This is a genomic window from Desulfotomaculum defluvii (assembly GCF_054657375.1).
In genome coordinates, this window is sequence record NZ_BAAHYV010000007.1 from 1,004,266 (window position 1) to 1,021,994 (window position 17,729).

General features: G+C 35.9%; 19 protein-coding genes and 2 pseudogenes. 13 read left to right on the top strand and 8 right to left on the bottom strand.

What is annotated here, in order from left to right:
- Positions 1–10: 10 nt before the first annotated feature.
- Complete coding sequence (locus ACYQ03_RS12035; protein WP_459910176.1) at positions 11–952, bottom strand: NAD(P)/FAD-dependent oxidoreductase; 942 nt, start codon at positions 950–952, stop codon at positions 11–13.
- A gap of 126 nt (positions 953–1,078) precedes the next feature.
- On the opposite strand from ACYQ03_RS12035, the gene ACYQ03_RS12040 reads away from it, so the two are divergent.
- Positions 1,079–1,273 carry an LAS seventeen-binding protein 3 gene (locus tag ACYQ03_RS12040; RefSeq protein WP_459910177.1) on the top strand — a complete coding sequence of 65 codons (195 nt, stop codon included), beginning with the start codon at positions 1,079–1,081 and terminating at the stop codon, positions 1,271–1,273.
- Between the two features lie 73 nt (positions 1,274–1,346).
- On the opposite strand, the gene ACYQ03_RS12045 is transcribed toward ACYQ03_RS12040, so the two are convergent.
- Positions 1,347–1,943 carry a TatD family nuclease-associated radical SAM protein gene (locus ACYQ03_RS12045; RefSeq protein WP_459910178.1) on the bottom strand — a complete coding sequence of 199 codons (597 nt, stop codon included), beginning with the start codon at positions 1,941–1,943 and terminating at the stop codon, positions 1,347–1,349.
- A gap of 81 nt (positions 1,944–2,024) precedes the next feature.
- Between ACYQ03_RS12045 and ACYQ03_RS12050 the strand changes: the two genes are divergently transcribed.
- Positions 2,025–2,426: a TIGR04086 family membrane protein gene (locus ACYQ03_RS12050; protein ID WP_459910179.1), complete on the top strand. Its 402-nt coding sequence runs from the start codon at positions 2,025–2,027 to the stop codon at positions 2,424–2,426.
- Positions 2,427–2,470: 44 nt separating this feature from the next.
- Here ACYQ03_RS12050 and ACYQ03_RS12055 read toward each other — a convergent pair whose 3' ends face one another.
- The 3 genes from ACYQ03_RS12055 to ACYQ03_RS12065 form a co-directional block, all read right to left on the bottom strand.
- Complete coding sequence (locus tag ACYQ03_RS12055; RefSeq protein ID WP_459910180.1) at positions 2,471–3,574, bottom strand: two-component system sensor histidine kinase NtrB; 1,104 nt, start codon at positions 3,572–3,574, stop codon at positions 2,471–2,473.
- A gap of 535 nt (positions 3,575–4,109) precedes the next feature.
- Complete coding sequence (pssA, locus tag ACYQ03_RS12060; protein WP_459910181.1) at positions 4,110–4,613, bottom strand: CDP-diacylglycerol--serine O-phosphatidyltransferase; 504 nt, start codon at positions 4,611–4,613, stop codon at positions 4,110–4,112.
- Positions 4,614–4,703: 90 nt separating this feature from the next.
- Positions 4,704–7,493 (bottom strand): helicase C-terminal domain-containing protein, encoded by a 2,790-nt coding sequence (locus ACYQ03_RS12065; RefSeq protein WP_459910182.1) that lies wholly within the window; start codon positions 7,491–7,493, stop codon positions 4,704–4,706.
- A gap of 146 nt (positions 7,494–7,639) precedes the next feature.
- Here ACYQ03_RS12065 and ACYQ03_RS12070 point away from each other — a divergent pair, with 146 nt between their 5' ends.
- The gene (locus ACYQ03_RS12070) at positions 7,640–7,996 is read left to right on the top strand and encodes a hypothetical protein (protein WP_459910183.1); all 357 of its coding nucleotides are present in this window, start codon (positions 7,640–7,642) and stop codon (positions 7,994–7,996) included.
- Positions 7,997–8,215: 219 nt separating this feature from the next.
- Positions 8,216–8,650 (top strand): peptidylprolyl isomerase, encoded by a 435-nt coding sequence (locus tag ACYQ03_RS12075; RefSeq protein WP_459910184.1) that lies wholly within the window; start codon positions 8,216–8,218, stop codon positions 8,648–8,650.
- 64 nt (positions 8,651–8,714) lie between these two features.
- On the opposite strand, the gene ACYQ03_RS12080 is transcribed toward ACYQ03_RS12075, so the two are convergent.
- Positions 8,715–8,963: a hypothetical protein gene (locus ACYQ03_RS12080; RefSeq protein WP_459910185.1), complete on the bottom strand. Its 249-nt coding sequence runs from the start codon at positions 8,961–8,963 to the stop codon at positions 8,715–8,717.
- A 149-nt stretch (positions 8,964–9,112) separates the two neighbouring features.
- Between ACYQ03_RS12080 and ACYQ03_RS12085 the strand changes: the two are divergent.
- From ACYQ03_RS12085 to ACYQ03_RS12125, 9 genes and pseudogenes are all read left to right on the top strand, one after another.
- A pseudogene (locus tag ACYQ03_RS12085) lies at positions 9,113–9,384 on the top strand (peptidylprolyl isomerase); the annotation flags it as partial.
- Positions 9,385–9,614: 230 nt separating this feature from the next.
- Positions 9,615–10,457, top strand: coding sequence for a methyltransferase domain-containing protein (locus ACYQ03_RS12090; protein ID WP_459910186.1), 843 nt, complete (start codon positions 9,615–9,617; stop codon positions 10,455–10,457).
- 83 nt (positions 10,458–10,540) lie between these two features.
- A pseudogene (locus tag ACYQ03_RS12095) lies at positions 10,541–10,809 on the top strand (peptidylprolyl isomerase); the annotation flags it as partial.
- Positions 10,810–11,018: 209 nt separating this feature from the next.
- Positions 11,019–11,783, top strand: coding sequence for an alpha/beta fold hydrolase (locus tag ACYQ03_RS12100; protein WP_459910187.1), 765 nt, complete (start codon positions 11,019–11,021; stop codon positions 11,781–11,783).
- A 459-nt stretch (positions 11,784–12,242) separates the two neighbouring features.
- The gene (gene sigV / locus ACYQ03_RS12105) at positions 12,243–12,749 is read left to right on the top strand and encodes an RNA polymerase sigma factor SigV (RefSeq protein ID WP_459910188.1); all 507 of its coding nucleotides are present in this window, start codon (positions 12,243–12,245) and stop codon (positions 12,747–12,749) included.
- On the top strand, positions 12,746–13,648 hold the full coding sequence (gene rsiV / locus ACYQ03_RS12110; protein WP_459910189.1) for an anti-sigma-V factor RsiV: 903 nt from the start codon (positions 12,746–12,748) through the stop codon (positions 13,646–13,648). Before sigV ends, rsiV begins: the two co-directional genes overlap by 4 nt.
- A 70-nt stretch (positions 13,649–13,718) precedes the next feature.
- A complete protein-coding gene (locus ACYQ03_RS12115; protein WP_459910190.1) occupies positions 13,719–13,892 on the top strand; it encodes a peptidylprolyl isomerase in 174 nt (57 codons plus the stop codon).
- Between the two features lie 249 nt (positions 13,893–14,141).
- Positions 14,142–14,699: a CBO0543 family protein gene (locus ACYQ03_RS12120; protein ID WP_459910191.1), complete on the top strand. Its 558-nt coding sequence runs from the start codon at positions 14,142–14,144 to the stop codon at positions 14,697–14,699.
- 40 nt (positions 14,700–14,739) lie between these two features.
- Complete coding sequence (locus ACYQ03_RS12125) at positions 14,740–15,990, top strand: hypothetical protein (RefSeq protein ID WP_459910192.1); 1,251 nt, start codon at positions 14,740–14,742, stop codon at positions 15,988–15,990.
- A gap of 321 nt (positions 15,991–16,311) precedes the next feature.
- Here the strand turns inward: ACYQ03_RS12125 and ACYQ03_RS12130 are convergent, their stop codons facing one another.
- Together ACYQ03_RS12130 and ACYQ03_RS12135 are read right to left on the bottom strand one after the other, a co-directional pair.
- Positions 16,312–16,998, bottom strand: coding sequence for a metal-dependent hydrolase (locus ACYQ03_RS12130; protein ID WP_459910193.1), 687 nt, complete (start codon positions 16,996–16,998; stop codon positions 16,312–16,314).
- A 118-nt stretch (positions 16,999–17,116) separates the two neighbouring features.
- On the bottom strand, positions 17,117–17,662 hold the full coding sequence (locus tag ACYQ03_RS12135; RefSeq protein WP_459910194.1) for a hypothetical protein: 546 nt from the start codon (positions 17,660–17,662) through the stop codon (positions 17,117–17,119).
- Positions 17,663–17,729: the final 67 nt, after the last annotated feature.

Below are 17,729 nucleotides of genomic sequence, written 5' to 3' on the forward strand. Positions count from 1 at the left end.
CAAGAACCTTTTAAAGCTGAAGGCTGACGGCTAAGGACTCAGAGCTATTTGTTAGCTTTGTATTAGATTTTAACTCATCTATGAATTTTACTGCACTTAAAGCTGCTACCTGACCCTCCCCGGTTGCTTTACTTAACTGATAAGGAGCACCTGTACAATCTCCCGCAGCAAAAATACCCGGTATATTGGTGGCTCCAGAACGATCAATAGTTATCCCTTGTTTAGTAATATTAAGACCCGGCACTAATTGGTCTGGTAATACTGACTCACGAATAATGAAAATCCCATCTGCCTGAATTTCTCCATTATCTAAAGCTACCCCTGTGGCCCATAATTCGCCAACAATACCCAACGGCTTGCCGCTCACCACTTTAATATTTTTGTTTAGATGAATTCCTTGAGCATCTTTTTCCTTTACCAAGGAAACCAAAATGACTTCCGTAGCCAATTCTGATAAAAAATTAGCTTCATCCAAACCTTCACGATTATATGCTAAAACCGCAACTTTTTTCCCTTTATATAATGGACCATCACAGGTGGCACAATAACTAACTCCCCTACCTAAGTACTCAAGCTCCTTTTCGATTGGTTTTATGGTGCTAACACCACTGGCAAGGATAACGGTTTTAGCAGAAAAGAATTTGTCACGGGATTGTAAGATAAAGCCTTTTTCATCAGGAAATACTCCTGTAACTTTGCTTTGGTTGATTACTAGTTCCATTGCTTCTACATGATGCAAAAACCTCTGCCGAAGATCCTCACCAGTGATATGATGAAATCCCAGGTAATTATCTATATGTGGTGCATGGTGTAGCTTGGGGCTGCAAAAATCAGTTCCAAATATTCCGACTTTCTTTTTGCGTATGGCTCCGTTAATAGCTGCTGATAAGCCAGCTGGTCCACATCCAACTATGGCAATTTCAAAATAATCCACTATGTTCATATCACTCATAAATTGGCACCTTCCTAAATTTTTTTATTATTCTTTCCATGAGAGTTTTTTCTAATCAATTTCATTTGGTGTATAAAAAAAATGGTTGGCAAGAATAATAAATATAGTTTAAGGAGGGTTTATTAAATGACACAGGATAATAGAGATAATTATCAATTAGAAGAAGAAAAGCATTATGATAAGGGCAAGAAGTTCGTTCATGAACCAACTGGGTCTGCCACCCATATTAATGTAGATGCCAAGTGGGAGCACGACTTTTATGATCATAACAACAAAAAAGATCGATCAGGCGGTACAGGAGATAATCCATTGGCCGAATAAGACAACGCCCCATTCTTCAGGGGCGTTGTTTTATTCGGCCAATGGATTATGGTATTTAAGTACTAACTAAAAACTAAACCGTTAGTTTTCTTTGGCGAAACTCCGCTCCTAAATCCTGGGCAATTATACTGCAGGCCTCTACGTCAACCCCTGGCCATTCTACTACAGACAAAATGACACGGGGAATCGTCCCCACACACTTTCGTGCAAATTCCAACATGGCGTAATAAGAATTTTCACCATCTGCTGGTTTACATATTTCTGTGTAAGTAGCGGCATTTTGAGCATTTAAAGATATTGATATAGTATCAACAAGCCCAACTAATTCAGGTACAACATTATAGCCATAGTAACGATTGGCCTGTCCATTGGTATTTACTCTGATGGACTTAGCACCCGTTTCTTTAAGACTCTTAGCTACTTCTTTAACAACATCCAACCGAGATAAAGGTTCTCCGTAACCACAGAAAACAATCTCTTTAAACATTGTGGGTTCTTTTATTGCTGCTAGGACCTCCTGAGCTGTTGGTTCTTTATTTAACCATAAATTATAGCCAATCCCTGTTGGTGTTTCTCGAATACAAAAAGCACATTTGTTTAAACAACGATTAGTAATATTAAGGTAGAGTGTTTCTCCAATTTGATAACTTACAATAAATTGCTTATCCATATTGTCGTCCCCTTCTTTTATGGCATAAACATTAGGTTACCACATAAAAATATGTTAAATGATGTTAGGAGGTTAAAAAATATGGCATCTTTTAAACAAGACACCCCTCGTACCCCCATGTTAAGTTTTTCATCTATTATCCGTGGAACCTTAGTTGCCTTAAGCTTTTCCCTAGTCTTCAGTTTACTAGCCGGGATAATCTACTACTTTACAAATGTTTCTGAAAAATCCATGTCCTGGGTTGCTATCTTCATACTTATTATTAGTGTTTTCCTTGGAGGTGGCTATGCTGCAAGACGGGCTCGCAATAAAGGTCTCTTTAATGGTTTGGGAGTAGGAGTAATAACCTTTATAGCAATTTGGATCTTAGTTGGCTTATTTCTACCTGGAAACGTACTATTCATTGGTGCCCTTGGTAAATTAATTCTGCTCCTAATAGCTGGAGGGCTTGGAGGAATGCTAGGTGTCGGGTTTACCTCTTAGCAATTGCTAAGAGGTTTTTACCAGCTCTTAGCAACCTATGGCCTTTAGACCTCATAATTAATCAGAGGTAAGGCCACAGCAAAGGTACTTCCTTGGCCAAATTCCGATTTTACTGATAATTTACCGCCATGATTATCAACAATTTGATAACTAACAGGTAGCCCCAAACCTGTGCCTTCGGGGCGTGTTGTAAAAAAAGGCTGAAATAACCTAGATATATGCTCTTTTTTGATTCCTATACCATTATCAGTAAAGGATACTTCAATAAACTTATTATTTTCAATAAACCGAGCGGAAATCATAATTTCTCCACCATTTGGCATGGCATGAATTGCGTTGGTAGACAGATGTAAAAAAACCTGTTTTATCTGATCTTCATCTAATATCATTAACGGTAGCTGATCATTATAATCCTTAATTATATTAATTCCTTTAATATTTGCCTCTCCCTCAACTAACAAAAGCACTTGATCTAGTACGGCAGGTAAAGATACAAAGCTCAGATTTGGAGTTGTTCTTCTAGCCAATAGCAGTAACTCTTTTATGATACCATTAATTTGTTCAATTTCTTTTAATATTACAGCAATATGTTGCCTTGCAATGTCACCCTGCGGGAATCTCTGTTCTATTAGTTGAATAAGGCCCTTTACAGATGTTAGGGGATTACGAATTTCATGGGCAGTTCCCGCAGCTAACTCACCTATCATTGCTAGCTTGCCTCGCTGACTTAAATGTCGGCTTAAGAAGGATTGCTCAGAGACTTGACAGACAATTAAAAGTGCTCCTTCTGACTTACCCAGACTGTTACATATTTTTGTTGTACTAATATACATGTAAACAACTTCATTAGCACTTTGATAGTTATAGTATTGTTCATGAAATTCTTCATCCCTCTGCAGGGTTTGAACAAGGAAATATAAAGGAGTATCAATGGCAAAAGTTTCCTCCAATATATTGGTTGGTTTTTCCTCAGGAGAAACACCGGAAATTTTTTTAGCAAAATCATTAAAGATAATAACTTTACCAGTTTGATCAACTGCAATTATACCTATCGGTAAGTCCTTAAATAAATCATATCTGTCATGTAATATAGAATCGAGATCCATTTTAATGTGAGCGGTATTATCAGTAGCTTTCTTTTTTAGCACCCAATAAAAAAAGATTAATACGCCTGTAATAAAAATTAAATTAAGAAGAAAGTAATGAAAGCTATCAACTGCAAAATTAACATAACTCCATTGGGATAAACCTAGGAATAGAATTATTATAATCCATATTGAAATAAAATACCGTGTCAGTTAGGACACCCTCTTCCTAGTGATTCCAATACTATATTGTTTGACGTGATAAAGCTGGTAAATTTGTTATATAATGTAAATACGACTCAACTTGAGATTATCCTTCACAAAGGATAAAGTTTTTACAACTTTTAATCAAAATAAATAGACTAACGACATATAGAACAGAACAAGGCAAGCCAACTGGCCTGCCTTGTTCTTAACTCCAAATTTTTAATAACAAAGAACGTATAAAATTGGGAAGCCGTACAAAGTACACACGCATTCCTTTCACCCCTCTTTGATCTGAATTCCTTATTATTGTATTAGTTTGGGGTCAACATTGTGCATCTGTGTAACAATATGACGGCAGAGAGCAAAAAATACCATGTAACATAAGATTAAGCTAAAACTTAGGTATTTTAATTTTACTAATCATTAACCAAGATAACAGCAACATGGTTATGGGAAGTGTTAAAATGGGTAATTTCCCAAAAGATATAATTAATAGTGCAACAATACCTCCGGCAGCAGTAATAGGAATACCCATAAAACTTCCTGAAAATGAGGTAACATTAAATCGTGCCAATCTTAAGGCACCGCACGTGACAAAAAGTAAAGAAATGGCTAAACCCCAATATCCCCAATGGGATAATTGTAAGGAATATGCCAAGATAGCCGGCGCAACTCCAAAGGAGACAAGATCTGCCAAGGAATCTAACTCCTTTCCAAAGTCTGAGGAAACATTTAGTTTTCTCGCAACCTTGCCATCAAAGTAATCCATGGCCCCTGCTAGGAGTATCATGATGCCACCCTGTATATACTCCTGATCTAGTGTCAGAACTAAGGCAAAGACACCAAATAATAAGTTGCCCAGTGTAAATAAACTGGGTATGTGTTGACCCTTCATCGGGTACCTCCCCGTACTGGTTTTAAGCTACAATATTCTGCACTACTATATTTTAGCACTGTAAACAGTTTAGTAAAAGAGAAAGGGTAATTATTTTCCAGTCCCCAACCAACATCTTACTTTATTACAAATTTCTAGCCAATTATCCCGGATATGATGAGTTATAGGTAAAGAATTAAAAAATTTATGTCCATATTTTCTTTCAGCTAAACGACTATCCAAAACTACCACCACTCCTCTATCTTCAGGTCCACGAATAAGGCGACCAAAACCTTGTTTAAATTTTATTACAGCTTGGGGAATTTGATATTCCATAAAACCATTTTTACCCAACCGGGCAATTTTTTGCAGTCTTGCTTCGGTGACCGGATGATTTGGAGGTGTAAAGGGAAGTTTTACCATAATTACACAGGACAATGCTTCACCGGGTATATCTACTCCCTCCCAAAAGCTGGCGGCACCAAACAAAACAGTTCTTTTTCCTTCCATAAATTGCTCCACTAAGCGCCTGCGGCTACCATCCAGTTCATGTCCTAATAAACAAATATCCTCATTTTCATATTGCTGTTTTAAACGGTGGTAGGTTTCCCGCAGAGATCGATGAGAAGTAAAAAGTACCAGTGTGCGACCTTCGGCGGCCAAGGAAATCTGAAAAACAGCTTGTGCTAAAATATCGTGATAGTCCTTATCAGTACTTTGTCCTGGTTGTGGAATATTCCTTGTAACGCACAATAGCGATTGCTCACCATAATTAAAGGGTGAACCCAGATGTTTTTCTAGTATATTGTTTGGCGATAGATAATCAAGTCCAATGCTTTTATTGTAATGTTTAAAATCCCCACCCACTGAAAGGGTAGCCGATGTTAAAATTACAGGTCTTGGTTCAGAAAATAATTTCTCGTACAGTAATGGTCCAACATCAATGGGAGCAGATCTAAATATTACTTCAGGAGTTCCGCCGCCCCCCTCTACCCAATATACTTGTTCATCTTCATGGTTCCTACAGATCCATTCTAGATTATTGCTTAAGTCTTGACCTATAGAGGCCCAGGCCGCTAAATCACGAGCGATGCCAGATAATTCTCCAGTAACAACAGATCCCTCTTCCAGTTGATCGGAAATTTTTATTAATACCTGACAAAGGGTTCGAAGGTTTACCAGAAGATTATCCAATTCAGAGTCTACAGCAGGGGGTATATAATGGTTACCTTCAAGTTTACCTTCCTGTACAAAGCGCATACTACAGCGCCCATCTTTGTTGTTACCATTAAAGTTGATCCAAGCGGAAACCAGTTCAAAAAAGCTGATAGCCGTCTCCCGCGTCTTGTGCTTTGTTTCATTGCATTTTAGTATGAGTTTTTCCCATAATCCATTTTCATTTATAACAGATATTTGGTCTAACCGTTTAATTAGTTTTGTGGATGCTGCTAACCATCTTAATACTTCCATTCGGGTTATAGCTCTACCTAAATGATCTGTGGCACAGCTTTCTAAATGATGGGCTTCATCAATAATTAAAGGCCCATATGAAGGCAATACCATGTTATCTGTATTAGCATCGCTTAGAAGCAACGAGTGATTAACAATTACAATGTCAGACCTTTCAGCTCTACGTCGTGCAGCCATAAAAAAACATTTTTCTTTAAAGTAACGGCAGCGGTTACCAAGACAGCCATCGCTTTCACAGCAAATACGATACCAATATTCTAGATCCTGGTAACTTAAAATAAGGTCCCCTTTATCTCCAGTATTGGTTTTATATAACCATATCAATATCTTAGCTAAAAATACCGCTTCTTCCTGGTTATGGCTAGTTTCATTCATTAAAGCCTGCCATCTCCTAAGACACAAATAATTGCTACGACCTTTCATAATGGCAGCTTTAAATTCGTATTCAGGTATCTCTTTTAGCAGGGGAATATCTTTATTCCATAATTGCTCCTGCAAAGTAATGGTATGGGTGGAGATAAGTACACGTTCATTATTTTGCCTAGCCCAAGTAATAGCAGGAACAAGGTAGGCCAGAGATTTTCCAGTACCAGTACCTGCCTCTACTAAGACTATTTTAGCTTCATTTAGTCCCTTTATTACAAATTCCATCATGTCACATTGCTGGGATCGAAAATGAAACCCTGGTAAAGTTTTCTCTAATAACCCCTCCTGGCCAAGAACTGTCAAACATTGTACTGCTTCTATATTATCCTTTTGTTCTGACTTGCGTTCTCTGGGCCTATCTTCATCAATAGCACCAGGCATGGGGGATGTAATTTTCCTGTCAGGAAATAATTTGATCATCCTACTGCTCAATGCTTCCAATACAGAATGCCACGTAGAATTTGCTTGATTCAGTAATTGGCTTAACTGCCAAATTAAATCAGGTTCAAACTCTTCGCATTGTTTTAATAAGTTTATCGCCAGCATAGCGGACCCCCGAGCATCATCAAGGGCCCGGTGTTGATTTGGTACTAAAATATTAAGAAACTGACATAACTCTCCCAAGCGATGACTTGAAACATCTGGCATTATATATTTTGCTAGTTCAAGGGTGTCATATAGAATATTCGATAGGTGATGCTTTGCTGCTGCGGTTAAAAAGTCATAATCAAATTTAACATTATGGCCCACCAGTGGAAAATCTGCTATAAATTTTAATATATCTGGCATAATCTCCTGAATTTCGGGAGCATTCACAAAGTCTTGATCATTTATGCCAGTAAGACGTTTTATTCTAACTGGCAGTGCACCCCTAGGTCTAACCAGAGAGGTATAGCTTTCGGTTTCTATACCGTCAACAACTTTGACTAAACCTATTTCAATTATCTCATCATGCAAGCAGTTTAACCCTGATGTTTCCAAATCCAATGCCACAAAGGTCAGCATACCTCTTTACCCCCAGTATTTGGTTAAGAGTCCTGTTTTCAACTGGTAGTTAACCCAAGTCAAAATAATTATACAGAAGGTTAGAACTTCCGTATAGCACTTTTGGTATAATAAATATGGATTAATGAATGTAGGAGGTTGAATAGATGGAAATAAGTGAAGCTCTAGGTCTTTTAGAGAATACTTTGGGACATGCATTCATAAAAAAAGAAGTTCATAAAATTAACAGTTGGAATCCCGAGGCCAGTGCTGATTTACATCCCCTGGTTTTACTTTGGTATAAAACCAGAGAAGAGTTAGGCTATACAGAATTAACTGGTTCCCAACCAGACTCCCAAAGGTCAAAGGAATTACTGACCTTGGCTGAATTGTTTCAAGGTATTAAAGATGACCCCGAATTTCCAAGGCTGCAAAGTCAAATAAAGGATCCAGAGCATTGGGAAGATGCTATATATCAAATTAAGGTTATCAAATCCCAACTAACACCCAAGATTGAACCTTGAACCTCACATACCTAAGATAAAAACAACTCGGGCCATGGGCCGTGAGCTCAAGACCCCTAAGAAAACATACACAAAAAGTTCAAGGCTTATGGCACAAGGCCCAATAGCTAACGGCTGATGGCTCTTCCTGTAATTAATTAAACTTTTTATGACATAATTTGCCTGAACCAATTCTTTGTAGTAGAATAATGAGAGTTATTTACAAAGGAGGCGCTTTTTTTGAAAAAAGGTAGTATCGAATTAGAAAATGGCGGTAAAGTTTTGATTGAGTTTTTTGATGAAGCTGCCCCAGGTACCGTAGCGAACTTTGAAAAATTAGCCAATGAAGGTTTCTACAACGGTTTGAACTTCCACCGTGTTATACCTGGCTTTGTAGCCCAAGGTGGTTGCCCCCATGGAACAGGTACAGGTGGCCCTGGTTACACCATTAAGTGTGAAACTGCTGGTAACCCTCACAAGCATGAAAGAGGTTCCTTATCTATGGCCCATGCTGGTAAAGACACTGGCGGTAGCCAATTCTTCATCGTATACGAACCACAACCACACTTAAACGGTGTACATACTGTCTTTGGTAAAGTAGTTGAGGGAATGGAATTTGTAGATCAGATTAAACCCGGTACTAAGATGAAAGAAGTAAAGGTTTGGGAAGAATAAATAGGAAACCAGCTCTGTATATAAGGGGCTGGTTTTTTCAATCTTTTTTGCTCATATCATATTGCTATTTAATCTTTCTTTCAATAAGTCTATTGGCATATCCACCTAGTAAAATTATAATAACAGAAATAATAATATCCATAACAGAAGTCACTCTACCATATGTAAGTACACTTATATAAACCACGGCAGCAACAACATTTAAAACAAAAAAAAATGCAAGTATCTTATATTTTGTTTTTCTATTAAAATCATTAAGAAAAGACAGTATAACAATAATAGCAGAAATTGCTATTACCCAAAATAAAAACAATTATCGGTAGCCTCCTTTCGATTTGATTATCAATATTAAGTACTGTTTTATTAAATATACTCCTTCTTTTAATTTTAAGATATTATTTAAACTATTCATTAATTAGCCATATAATTTACTTTATTTAAGTAGTTAATCTAATACCATATGGCTGCCCGTATGGTTCAGGAATGGGCGGTCCGGGATACACAATTAAGTGTTAAACAGCAGGTAACCCACATAATCACGAAGGCGGTTCCTTATCAATGGCTCACACTGGTAAAGATACCGGCGTCAGTCAATTCTTCATTGTATATGAACCACAATCACACCTAAATGGTGTACATACAGTGTTCGGCAAAGTAACCGAAGGTATGGAATACGTAGACCAGATTAAGCCTGGTACTAAAATGTGAAAGAAGTAAAGGTTTGGGAAGAATAGTTAGAAAAGAGAAACCAGCTCTTAAGAGGCTGGTTTTTGTGTGATATTAATTTGTCTTATGTCAGATAAGCTAAAAATATACATCATCTATTAGCTAACCGATACAAGACTATTTAACTTGTTTTTCTTATTCAACTTGCAGTTGATAATTCTAAAAAATCAACTTATAAGTTATTGTTGGCCAGATATATAAAGCGTTAGAATTTGTTTTAGAAGGGAGCGTGAAATATTTGAAAGATAAATTCGCAAAAAATATTAACCGATACCGAAAAGAAAAAGGACTAACTCAAGAAGGACTTGCACAACAACTTGGGGTTACTTACCAAGCAGTTTCCAAGTGGGAAAATGCACAGGCATTGCCTGATATTATATTGTTACCAGAGATATCTAAGGTTTTAGAAGTAAGCGTTGATAAATTACTAGGATATATATCATATGATAAACAAGTAACTATTTATGAAGAAGAATATGCAATCCCAGAATATTATTGGGGGGTTAAACCCAATTCAGCATGTTACCAAGTACTTGAGTTAATGCCACCTACCAAGCATTTAAAGATATTAGATATTGGTTGTGGTGAAGGAAAAGACTCCGTTTTTTTTGCAAGAAATGGTTACGATGTTACAGCATTTGATATTTCCGATTTAGGTATTGAGAAAACCAAAAAACTTGCTGATATGGTTGGGGTAAATATAAAGGTATTTAAGGCAGATATTTTGGATTTTCGATTAACTTCAAATTTTGATATTCTGTTTTCAAGTGGGGTTTTGCATTATATAAATCCTGAATATCGAGAAGAAATATTTGAAAATTATAAGAAACATACGAACAAAAATGGAATGCACTTTTTTAATGTATTTGTTCAAAAACCTTTTATAGACCCACCTCCTGAAAAAGAAATTAATGCTTACGTTTGGAAGTCCGGTGAGTTGTTATCTCATTACCACGACTGGTTTATAGAGAGTAGCTCTGAAGTAATTTTTGATTGTAATTCGTCAGGAATACCACATCAACATGCAATGAGTATAGTAATTACAAAAAACCAAACTAGAAAACTATTCACATTGGAATAATGGGTAAGTGATAGTTCTGATGAATATAACAATAATGTAGCGACATATTTTAATTAGTTCCAGTAGTTAATTTAATACCATATGGTTGCCCCCATGGAACAGGTACAGATGGCCCAGGCTACACCATTAAATGTGAAACAGCTGCAACCCACACAAGCATGAACGTGGTTCCTTATCTATGGCCCATGCTGGTAAAGATACTGGTGGTAGTCAGTTCTTTATTGTATATGAACCACAACCACACTTAAACGGTGTACATACTGTCTTTGGTAAAGTAGTTGAGGGAATGGAATTTGTAGATCAGATTAAACCCGGTACTAAGATGAAAGAAGTTAAGGTTTGGGAAGAATAAACCAGAAAACCAGCTCTGTTTAAAGGGCTGGTTTTTTAATTATATTTGTTTGACGCATGACACATTTGCTAAATTTTGTACAGCAAATGAAGAATAGGCTATAATTAATATTTGTAGGATATAACGAACCAGTTATTTAAACTGGAGGTGGTTAAAAATGAGGATGTTCGGTATTCTGTAAAGATTAAAATGTCGAATGGAGGATATAAATGCCTTATTTTAAATATAACGATAAGTCATGTTACTATGAAGAACATGGAGAAGGTACACCTTTGCTTTTTTTACATGGAAATACTGCTTCTTCAAAAATGTTTTCTGATATGGTGGAGCCATTTGCAAAGGATTATAAAGTTGTACTCATAGATTTTCTTGGGCATGGAAAATCAGATAGAGTTGAAAAATTTGCAACAGATTTATGGTTTGATGAAGCATTGCAAGTAATAGCATTTTTAGAACAAGTACAGTATAAAAAAGCAAATTTAATTGGCAGTAGCGGTGGTGCATTGGTAGCTATCAATGTAGCTTTAGAACGCCCTGATTTAGTGCATAAAGTAATTGCTGATAGTTTTGAGGGCGAAGTTCCCTTGCAAGAGTTTGTTCAAAATATAGTAGAAGAACGAGAAACCTCAAAACAAGATAAGGTTAGTAAAATGTTTTATTATGCAATGCAAGGAGAGGATTGGGAAAGTGTTGTTGATAACGACACAATTGCTATTTACGAACATGCAAAGAACATAGGGAATTTCTTTCACAAGCCATTAAACAGATTGCATACGAAAATTTTACTCACAGGTAGCAAAGAAGATGAGTTTATCAAATTAGTTGATTCTGATTTTTATATAAAGACCTACTTGAAACTCATTGGGAAAATGGGTTGTGGAGAAATGCACATATTTGATGAGGGCGGACATCCTGCGTTGCTATCAAATAAAGATGAATTTGTTAAACTGGCAAAATATTTTCTTAGCAAGTGAAATGAGTTTAATGTGCAGTTGATTTACTAACTCGTTTTATTCTTACTTAGTGATATAACTAAAGCGGGGCCAGGCATTAAAGTAAGAATTAGCCAAGCCCAAAAAGGATAACAATAACATAAAGTCCATTTTTCAAACCCCCATTACTGGAATTAATTAAACACTATCGCACACCAATTGCATTACAACGGATGTAGTTAAAATATGGATAATAGCAGAAATTTATAGAAAACCAGCCCTAGCAAAGGCTGGTTTTCTATATTTAATTGTCTATCTTATGTCACATAAGCTAAAAATGCACAAAAAACTGGATATAAAAATAGAAATGAGCTTTTTTTATAACCACAAATTAAACTATTTCCACTTACAAAACCTTAAAACTTTTTTACATACCTACTGCGTCTAACTAGTGTATACAAAATAAGATACGTATCTGCACTAAAGGAGTGTTACAGGAGGATGAATAAGAGTAGCTTGAATAAACAATTTTCAGATTATGTTATTAAGCATAAGGAGAAGCACTATCGACTGGCTTTTAGTTATGTGAAAAATACTGACGATGCTCTAGATATTGTTCAAGAGTCTATCTATAAAGCCCTTTCGTCATTGGAATCACTTAAAAATACAGGTCATATAAAAACTTGGTTCTATCGGATTGTAGTAAACACTTCATTAGATTTTCTACGAAAACAAAAAAAGATAGGTGTTTTAGACGAAAAAACGCTGTCAAGTATTGATGATGGTGTCATAGACAATTATCAAGATATTGACTTGCAAAGAGCACTGGATGCTTTGCCTGCAAATTACCGTAGTGTGGTGATATTAAGATATTTTGAGGATTTAAAAATAGAAGAAGTTGCTGAAATTCTCAACGAAAATGTAAACACTGTAAAAACTCGCTTGTATAAATCTTTGGAAAAGTTACGGATACAAATGAAGGATGAGGATAGGGAGGTTATAGCATGAAAGATAAAAACCTGGAGCAATTGAAGAAAGAATACATGGATATTCCAATTCCTACAGAACTGGACTATGTAGTAAAAAAAGCATTAACAAATGGCTTCGTAAATAGTTCTCCTAAGGGTAATAAACTTAGCAAAGCAAGTAAGATAATGGCTTCGATAGCAGCCTCTGTGGTTCTGCTCATAGCATTAATTAATGTTAATCCAGCTATTGCTAAAACAGCATCTGAAATACCGATTGTTGGTAGTGTTGTTAAGGTGTTGACATTTAGGGAATACAAAATAAACGAAGACAGTTACAATGCAGATATTAAAGTCCCTGCCATAGACGGCTTGGTAAATAAACACCTAGAAAGTAGCTTAAATGAAAAATACCAAAATGAAAATAAAAAACTATATGATGAATTTATAGTAGAAATGAAAGACTTGAAGGAAAATGGCGGGGGGCATTTAGGTGTAGATAGCGGATACGTTGTAAAAACCGATAATGACAGACTACTCTCTATTGGTCGTTATGTTGTTAATACGGTAGGTTCCTCATCAACAGTATTTAAGTACGATACAATAGATAAGAAAAAAGAAGTTTTAATAACTTTACCAAGTTTATTTAAAGATGATAGTTATATTGATATTATTAGCGCTAATATAAAAAAGCAGATGATCGAGCAACATAAAGTTGATAATTATAAGTATTATTGGGTCGAAGGGATAGAAAAGGAATTATCTATGAACCTATTTAAAAAAATCGCTCAAGAACAAAGTTTCTATATCAATCCAGAAGGTAAATTGGTAATTTCATTTGATAAGTATGAGGTGGCTCCTGGGTATATGGGAGTTGTAGAATTTGTTATACCAACAGAGGTTATATCAAACGTACTGGTTGGAAACGAGTATGTTAAATAGTACTGGTGGATCAGTTGGGAAGTGTAATAATTAAACAAACCCCCATAAGCATGAACGTGGCTCCCTCTCCATGGCTTATGCTGGTAAAGATACTGGTGGTAGTCAATTTTTCATCGTATATGAACCACAACCTCACTTAAACGGCATACATACTGTCTTTAGTAAGGTAATTGAAGGTACGGAATTTGTTGACCAGATAAAATCAGGTTCTAAAATGAAAGAAGTTAAGGTTTGGGAAGAATAGTTAGAAGAGAGAAACCAGCTCTTAAGGAGCTGGTTTTTGTCACTTTTAATATAACAAATATAAGAGGTTAGTAACCTTTGATTAGAGATCAAGTTAATAATATATTTAAGTTAAGGAAATCATAAAATATTGGAAATTAATGAATAAGTATACCATAACTTCCTAGGAAAGCCACTATTGTAATAAAAAGGTGGTTAATTCTATAGGTCCTACTTTAGTTGTGATAATTAATCCTTCGGAGGGCTTCTAATGTCAATTGAACCACTCAACAAGAATCTATATTTCGCTCAAGTTTTAGAAAGTAGAAATAAACATATGTCCCTGGAATATAGTTATTGGCTAGAACACGTTTTCTTAACTTATCAATGGTGGTTACTAGTTGGCTTAGTAATTGTTTCCTGGTTATTATTATATTTATTTTTGGACAGAAATAGATCCAGAGAGCTAATCCAATTGGGCTCCTTTGTACTAATAATTTCAGTTATGCTGGATTTAATTGGGACAGAATTAAGTTGGTGGGGTTACCCTTATACCATATTTTGGATCTTTTCTTGGTTTCAACCGATCGACATTGTTGCTCTTCCAATTCTGTTTATATTTCTTTTTCAGTATTTTAGAAAATGGAAACTTTTCATTATATCTGTAGTGATTTCTTCTGCCATCTTTTCTTTTGTTTTGGAACCTTTACTAACACTCATGGATATGTATCGACTATATTCTTGGAGGTATATATATTCTTTCCCTATTTATATTGTTATTGGAATATTTGTTAAATATATTGGTGAGAGGCTTTGGTATAAAAATTAAAAAGTATAAAGGATTACAATTTTCATGATAGGACTTTATAATGAACTCAAATAATTCAAATTCAAGACGTCAGGTAGCATATGTAAGTATCATTGGTACAACACAACTGCATTTAAGAAATCCTTATGTAATTGCCTGGTGGTCTGCTGCATTTCCAGGGCTGGGACACATACTGTTATCTAAATACATTCGGGGATTTCTGTTGTTTGTGTGGGAAGTAGTAGTCAATGTAAATGCACACGTAAACCTTGCAATTCTTTATACTTTTACAGGCAGGTATGAACTGGCAAAAGAAGTATTAGATACAAAATGGCTGCTACTTTATTGTTCCATATATATTTTTTCTATTTGGGATAGCTATAGAACAACTGTTGATATTAATAATAATTACATATTAGCAGCAAGAGAAGATGCGGAAATTAGACCTTTTAACTTAAGCGCAATGGAGTTTAATTACCTGGATAAAAGATCCCCCTTGATCTCGTCTTTATGGTCTTTGCTGATGCCCGGTGCTGGCCAAATTTATATCCACAGGATTGCCACCGCCTCTTTCACCCTTATCTGGTGGATTGCTATTCTCTATTTTTCCAGAACTCTTCCAGCGATTCACTACACTTTTGTCGGTGATTTTCAACAGGCAAAAGAAGTTGTTGACCCCCAATGGCTATTAAATATATCCTCAGTGTATCTGTTTGCTATGTATGATGCTTATACGAATACAGTTGAAAACAACAAGTTGTTTGATTGGGAACAGTCAAAATTCTTTAAAAGGAACTATGAGCATAAAAATTTTAATTTACCATCTAAGAGAAGGGCAAATAGAGGTGATAAATTGCATATTATTGCTACATTTGAACATTCGATTTATTTAGAGAAGGCTATTTCAGCAATTCAAATGAAGGGGATAGAAAAAGAAGATATTCTTGCAGTATCAATGGATAAGAGAGCTGAGGAAAGAAAGCTCTTTGATACTATGCATTCTTCTGATGGGCTTAGTCTGATTGACCTTGCTGCAATATTGGGGACAATACTGATGCTTCTTGGTACCATCTATGGCTTTATTCTAAAACAGGGACCTATATTCTGGGCACTAGTGGGTCTGCTTGGAGGTTTTGCTCTTGGACTAATCATTAAACTGTATATGACCAAAAAATATTCTAATAGACAAGGAAATCAAAAAACACCTGAAGTTGTACTTATAATAGAGTGTAATAAAGATAAAATAGAAATGGTGAAAGAGACACTTTGGGCACACTATGCTCTGGGGGTAAGAAAACTAAGTCTGGAATAAATAAATTTTGTAGGGAACGCCCCCGTGGTGTTCCCTACAAAAATCAAATTGCGATGGGATTTTTAACGGCTCATCCCATATAAGTATTATCTTATAGACCTCATCACGACATCTATATTTTACTAATAACTCTTCCGGGGTTAAAATTTAAGCATAGCAAGGATCTCTAACGATTACCGAAAAGAGGTGTAACACAATGCGTAAACTAATTAAGGAACTGCTCTTTATAGCAGATGTTACTTATCAATATATACACAGTAAAAAATAAGTAATTCATCAACTTTCTAGTAAATAATCCTGGCTGTATCGGCCAGGATTATTTTATATTTCTATGGAATCACCGGGCTCCATGATCAAAACCTTTGCAGTAGTAAATTGTTCCACTGATTTTTTAAATGCAGTAGGATCTTGGTGTATTAAAGGCCAAGTATTATAGTGCATGGGTATAACTTTGCGTGGGTTTAACATCTTAACAGCTTCCAGGGCGTCCACTGGACCCATAGTAAAATTATCCCCGATGGGTAAAAGTGCTACATCAACGGAATTTAAATCCCCAATAAGTCTCATATCCCCAAATAATCCAGTATCCCCAGCGTGGTAAACCAGCCTACCTCCAATCTGAATTAAAAACCCGCAGGGATTTCCTAAATACTCAGCGGGGCCTTGGTCACCACCAAAGGAACTTCCATGTAATGCTAAAGTCAGTTTTACCTCAAAGCTGCCAAAATTATAGGAGCCACCAAGGTGCATAGGATGTACACTAACCCCCTGTCTGGCACAAAAGTTTGCCAATTCAAAAACTGAAACAATGGTAGATGAAAAATTTTTGGCTATATTTACCGCATCCCCAACATGGTCACTATGTCCATGACTAACAAGAATGTAATCTGGCTTAACATTGATATCCTTTGGCGCTGCTGGGTTACCGCTAAAAAAAGGGTCAATAGCAATGGTAACATCCTGAGACTCCAGTAAAAATGCTGAATGGCCTAAGAAAGTAAGCTTCACTCTTATCAACTCCAGCTTCGATAAAAATTAACCTAATAGTAGTTTAACCACGGATTTTACATGCATAAACAAGAATAAGTTGTAGAGTCACTTATGAACTTAAAGCTTTAATTGATATTCACATATTTTTTTCCTGACGAAGGATTTTGTTAAATAAAATTAAAATCTCCTCTAGAGCTTGGTCTTTGTTCTCAGTTGCCTGAGATTTTTCGTCCATACTTTTGGCTACCATTATCTTATTCTTAATAGTTTTCACCCTGTTATAACAGCCTAGATTTTTACCGTTTGTAAAATTAATTGTTGATCGCCCGTCTGGTTTATCTCTTTTAACTACGGAATCAATATAATAGAGATTTACATAGGCATAGCAAGGATCCCCTTTACAACGTGCTATACGGGTTTTTACTGGAATTAAAACATATCCTGGTTTCAGCATTAAAGGGGGAATTCCTATGTCACAATGTCCTCTCCATTTATTTCGTAACGCTGTATAATCCAATGTAAAATGTTTACAAAGGGCACGCCGAATACTACGAATATTTCTTGGATCAGTGTGTTGAGTTCCGTTAATATAAGAGATGAAAGTTCCATCACCCTGTGATAAATATTCCGGGCACAAATATAAAATTGGATGATCAAACTCCCTATTTGCTTGCCTAACCATCTGTTTTGCACTCCTTTTTATTGCAAAACTATAAACGCATTGGTTAATTGTTAAATTATGCCATTTT

Coding starts and splice junctions, on each gene's coding strand:
- ACYQ03_RS12035 (WP_459910176.1), bottom strand. CDS start 952: ATGAGTGATATGAACATAGTGGATTATTTTGAAATTGCCATAGTTGGA.
- ACYQ03_RS12125 (WP_459910192.1), top strand. CDS start 14,740: ATGAACTCAAATAATTCAAATTCAAGACGTCAGGTAGCATATGTAAGT.
- ACYQ03_RS12100 (WP_459910187.1), top strand. CDS start 11,019: ATGCCTTATTTTAAATATAACGATAAGTCATGTTACTATGAAGAACAT.
- ACYQ03_RS12070 (WP_459910183.1), top strand. CDS start 7,640: ATGGAAATAAGTGAAGCTCTAGGTCTTTTAGAGAATACTTTGGGACAT.
- sigV (WP_459910188.1), top strand. CDS start 12,243: ATGAATAAGAGTAGCTTGAATAAACAATTTTCAGATTATGTTATTAAG.
- ACYQ03_RS12065 (WP_459910182.1), bottom strand. CDS start 7,493: ATGCTGACCTTTGTGGCATTGGATTTGGAAACATCAGGGTTAAACTGC.
- ACYQ03_RS12115 (WP_459910190.1), top strand. CDS start 13,719: ATGGCTTATGCTGGTAAAGATACTGGTGGTAGTCAATTTTTCATCGTA.
- ACYQ03_RS12045 (WP_459910178.1), bottom strand. CDS start 1,943: ATGGATAAGCAATTTATTGTAAGTTATCAAATTGGAGAAACACTCTAC.
- ACYQ03_RS12120 (WP_459910191.1), top strand. CDS start 14,142: ATGTCAATTGAACCACTCAACAAGAATCTATATTTCGCTCAAGTTTTA.
- ACYQ03_RS12040 (WP_459910177.1), top strand. CDS start 1,079: ATGACACAGGATAATAGAGATAATTATCAATTAGAAGAAGAAAAGCAT.
- ACYQ03_RS12050 (WP_459910179.1), top strand. CDS start 2,025: ATGGCATCTTTTAAACAAGACACCCCTCGTACCCCCATGTTAAGTTTT.
- rsiV (WP_459910189.1), top strand. CDS start 12,746: ATGAAAGATAAAAACCTGGAGCAATTGAAGAAAGAATACATGGATATT.
- pssA (WP_459910181.1), bottom strand. CDS start 4,613: ATGAAGGGTCAACACATACCCAGTTTATTTACACTGGGCAACTTATTA.
- ACYQ03_RS12135 (WP_459910194.1), bottom strand. CDS start 17,662: ATGGTTAGGCAAGCAAATAGGGAGTTTGATCATCCAATTTTATATTTG.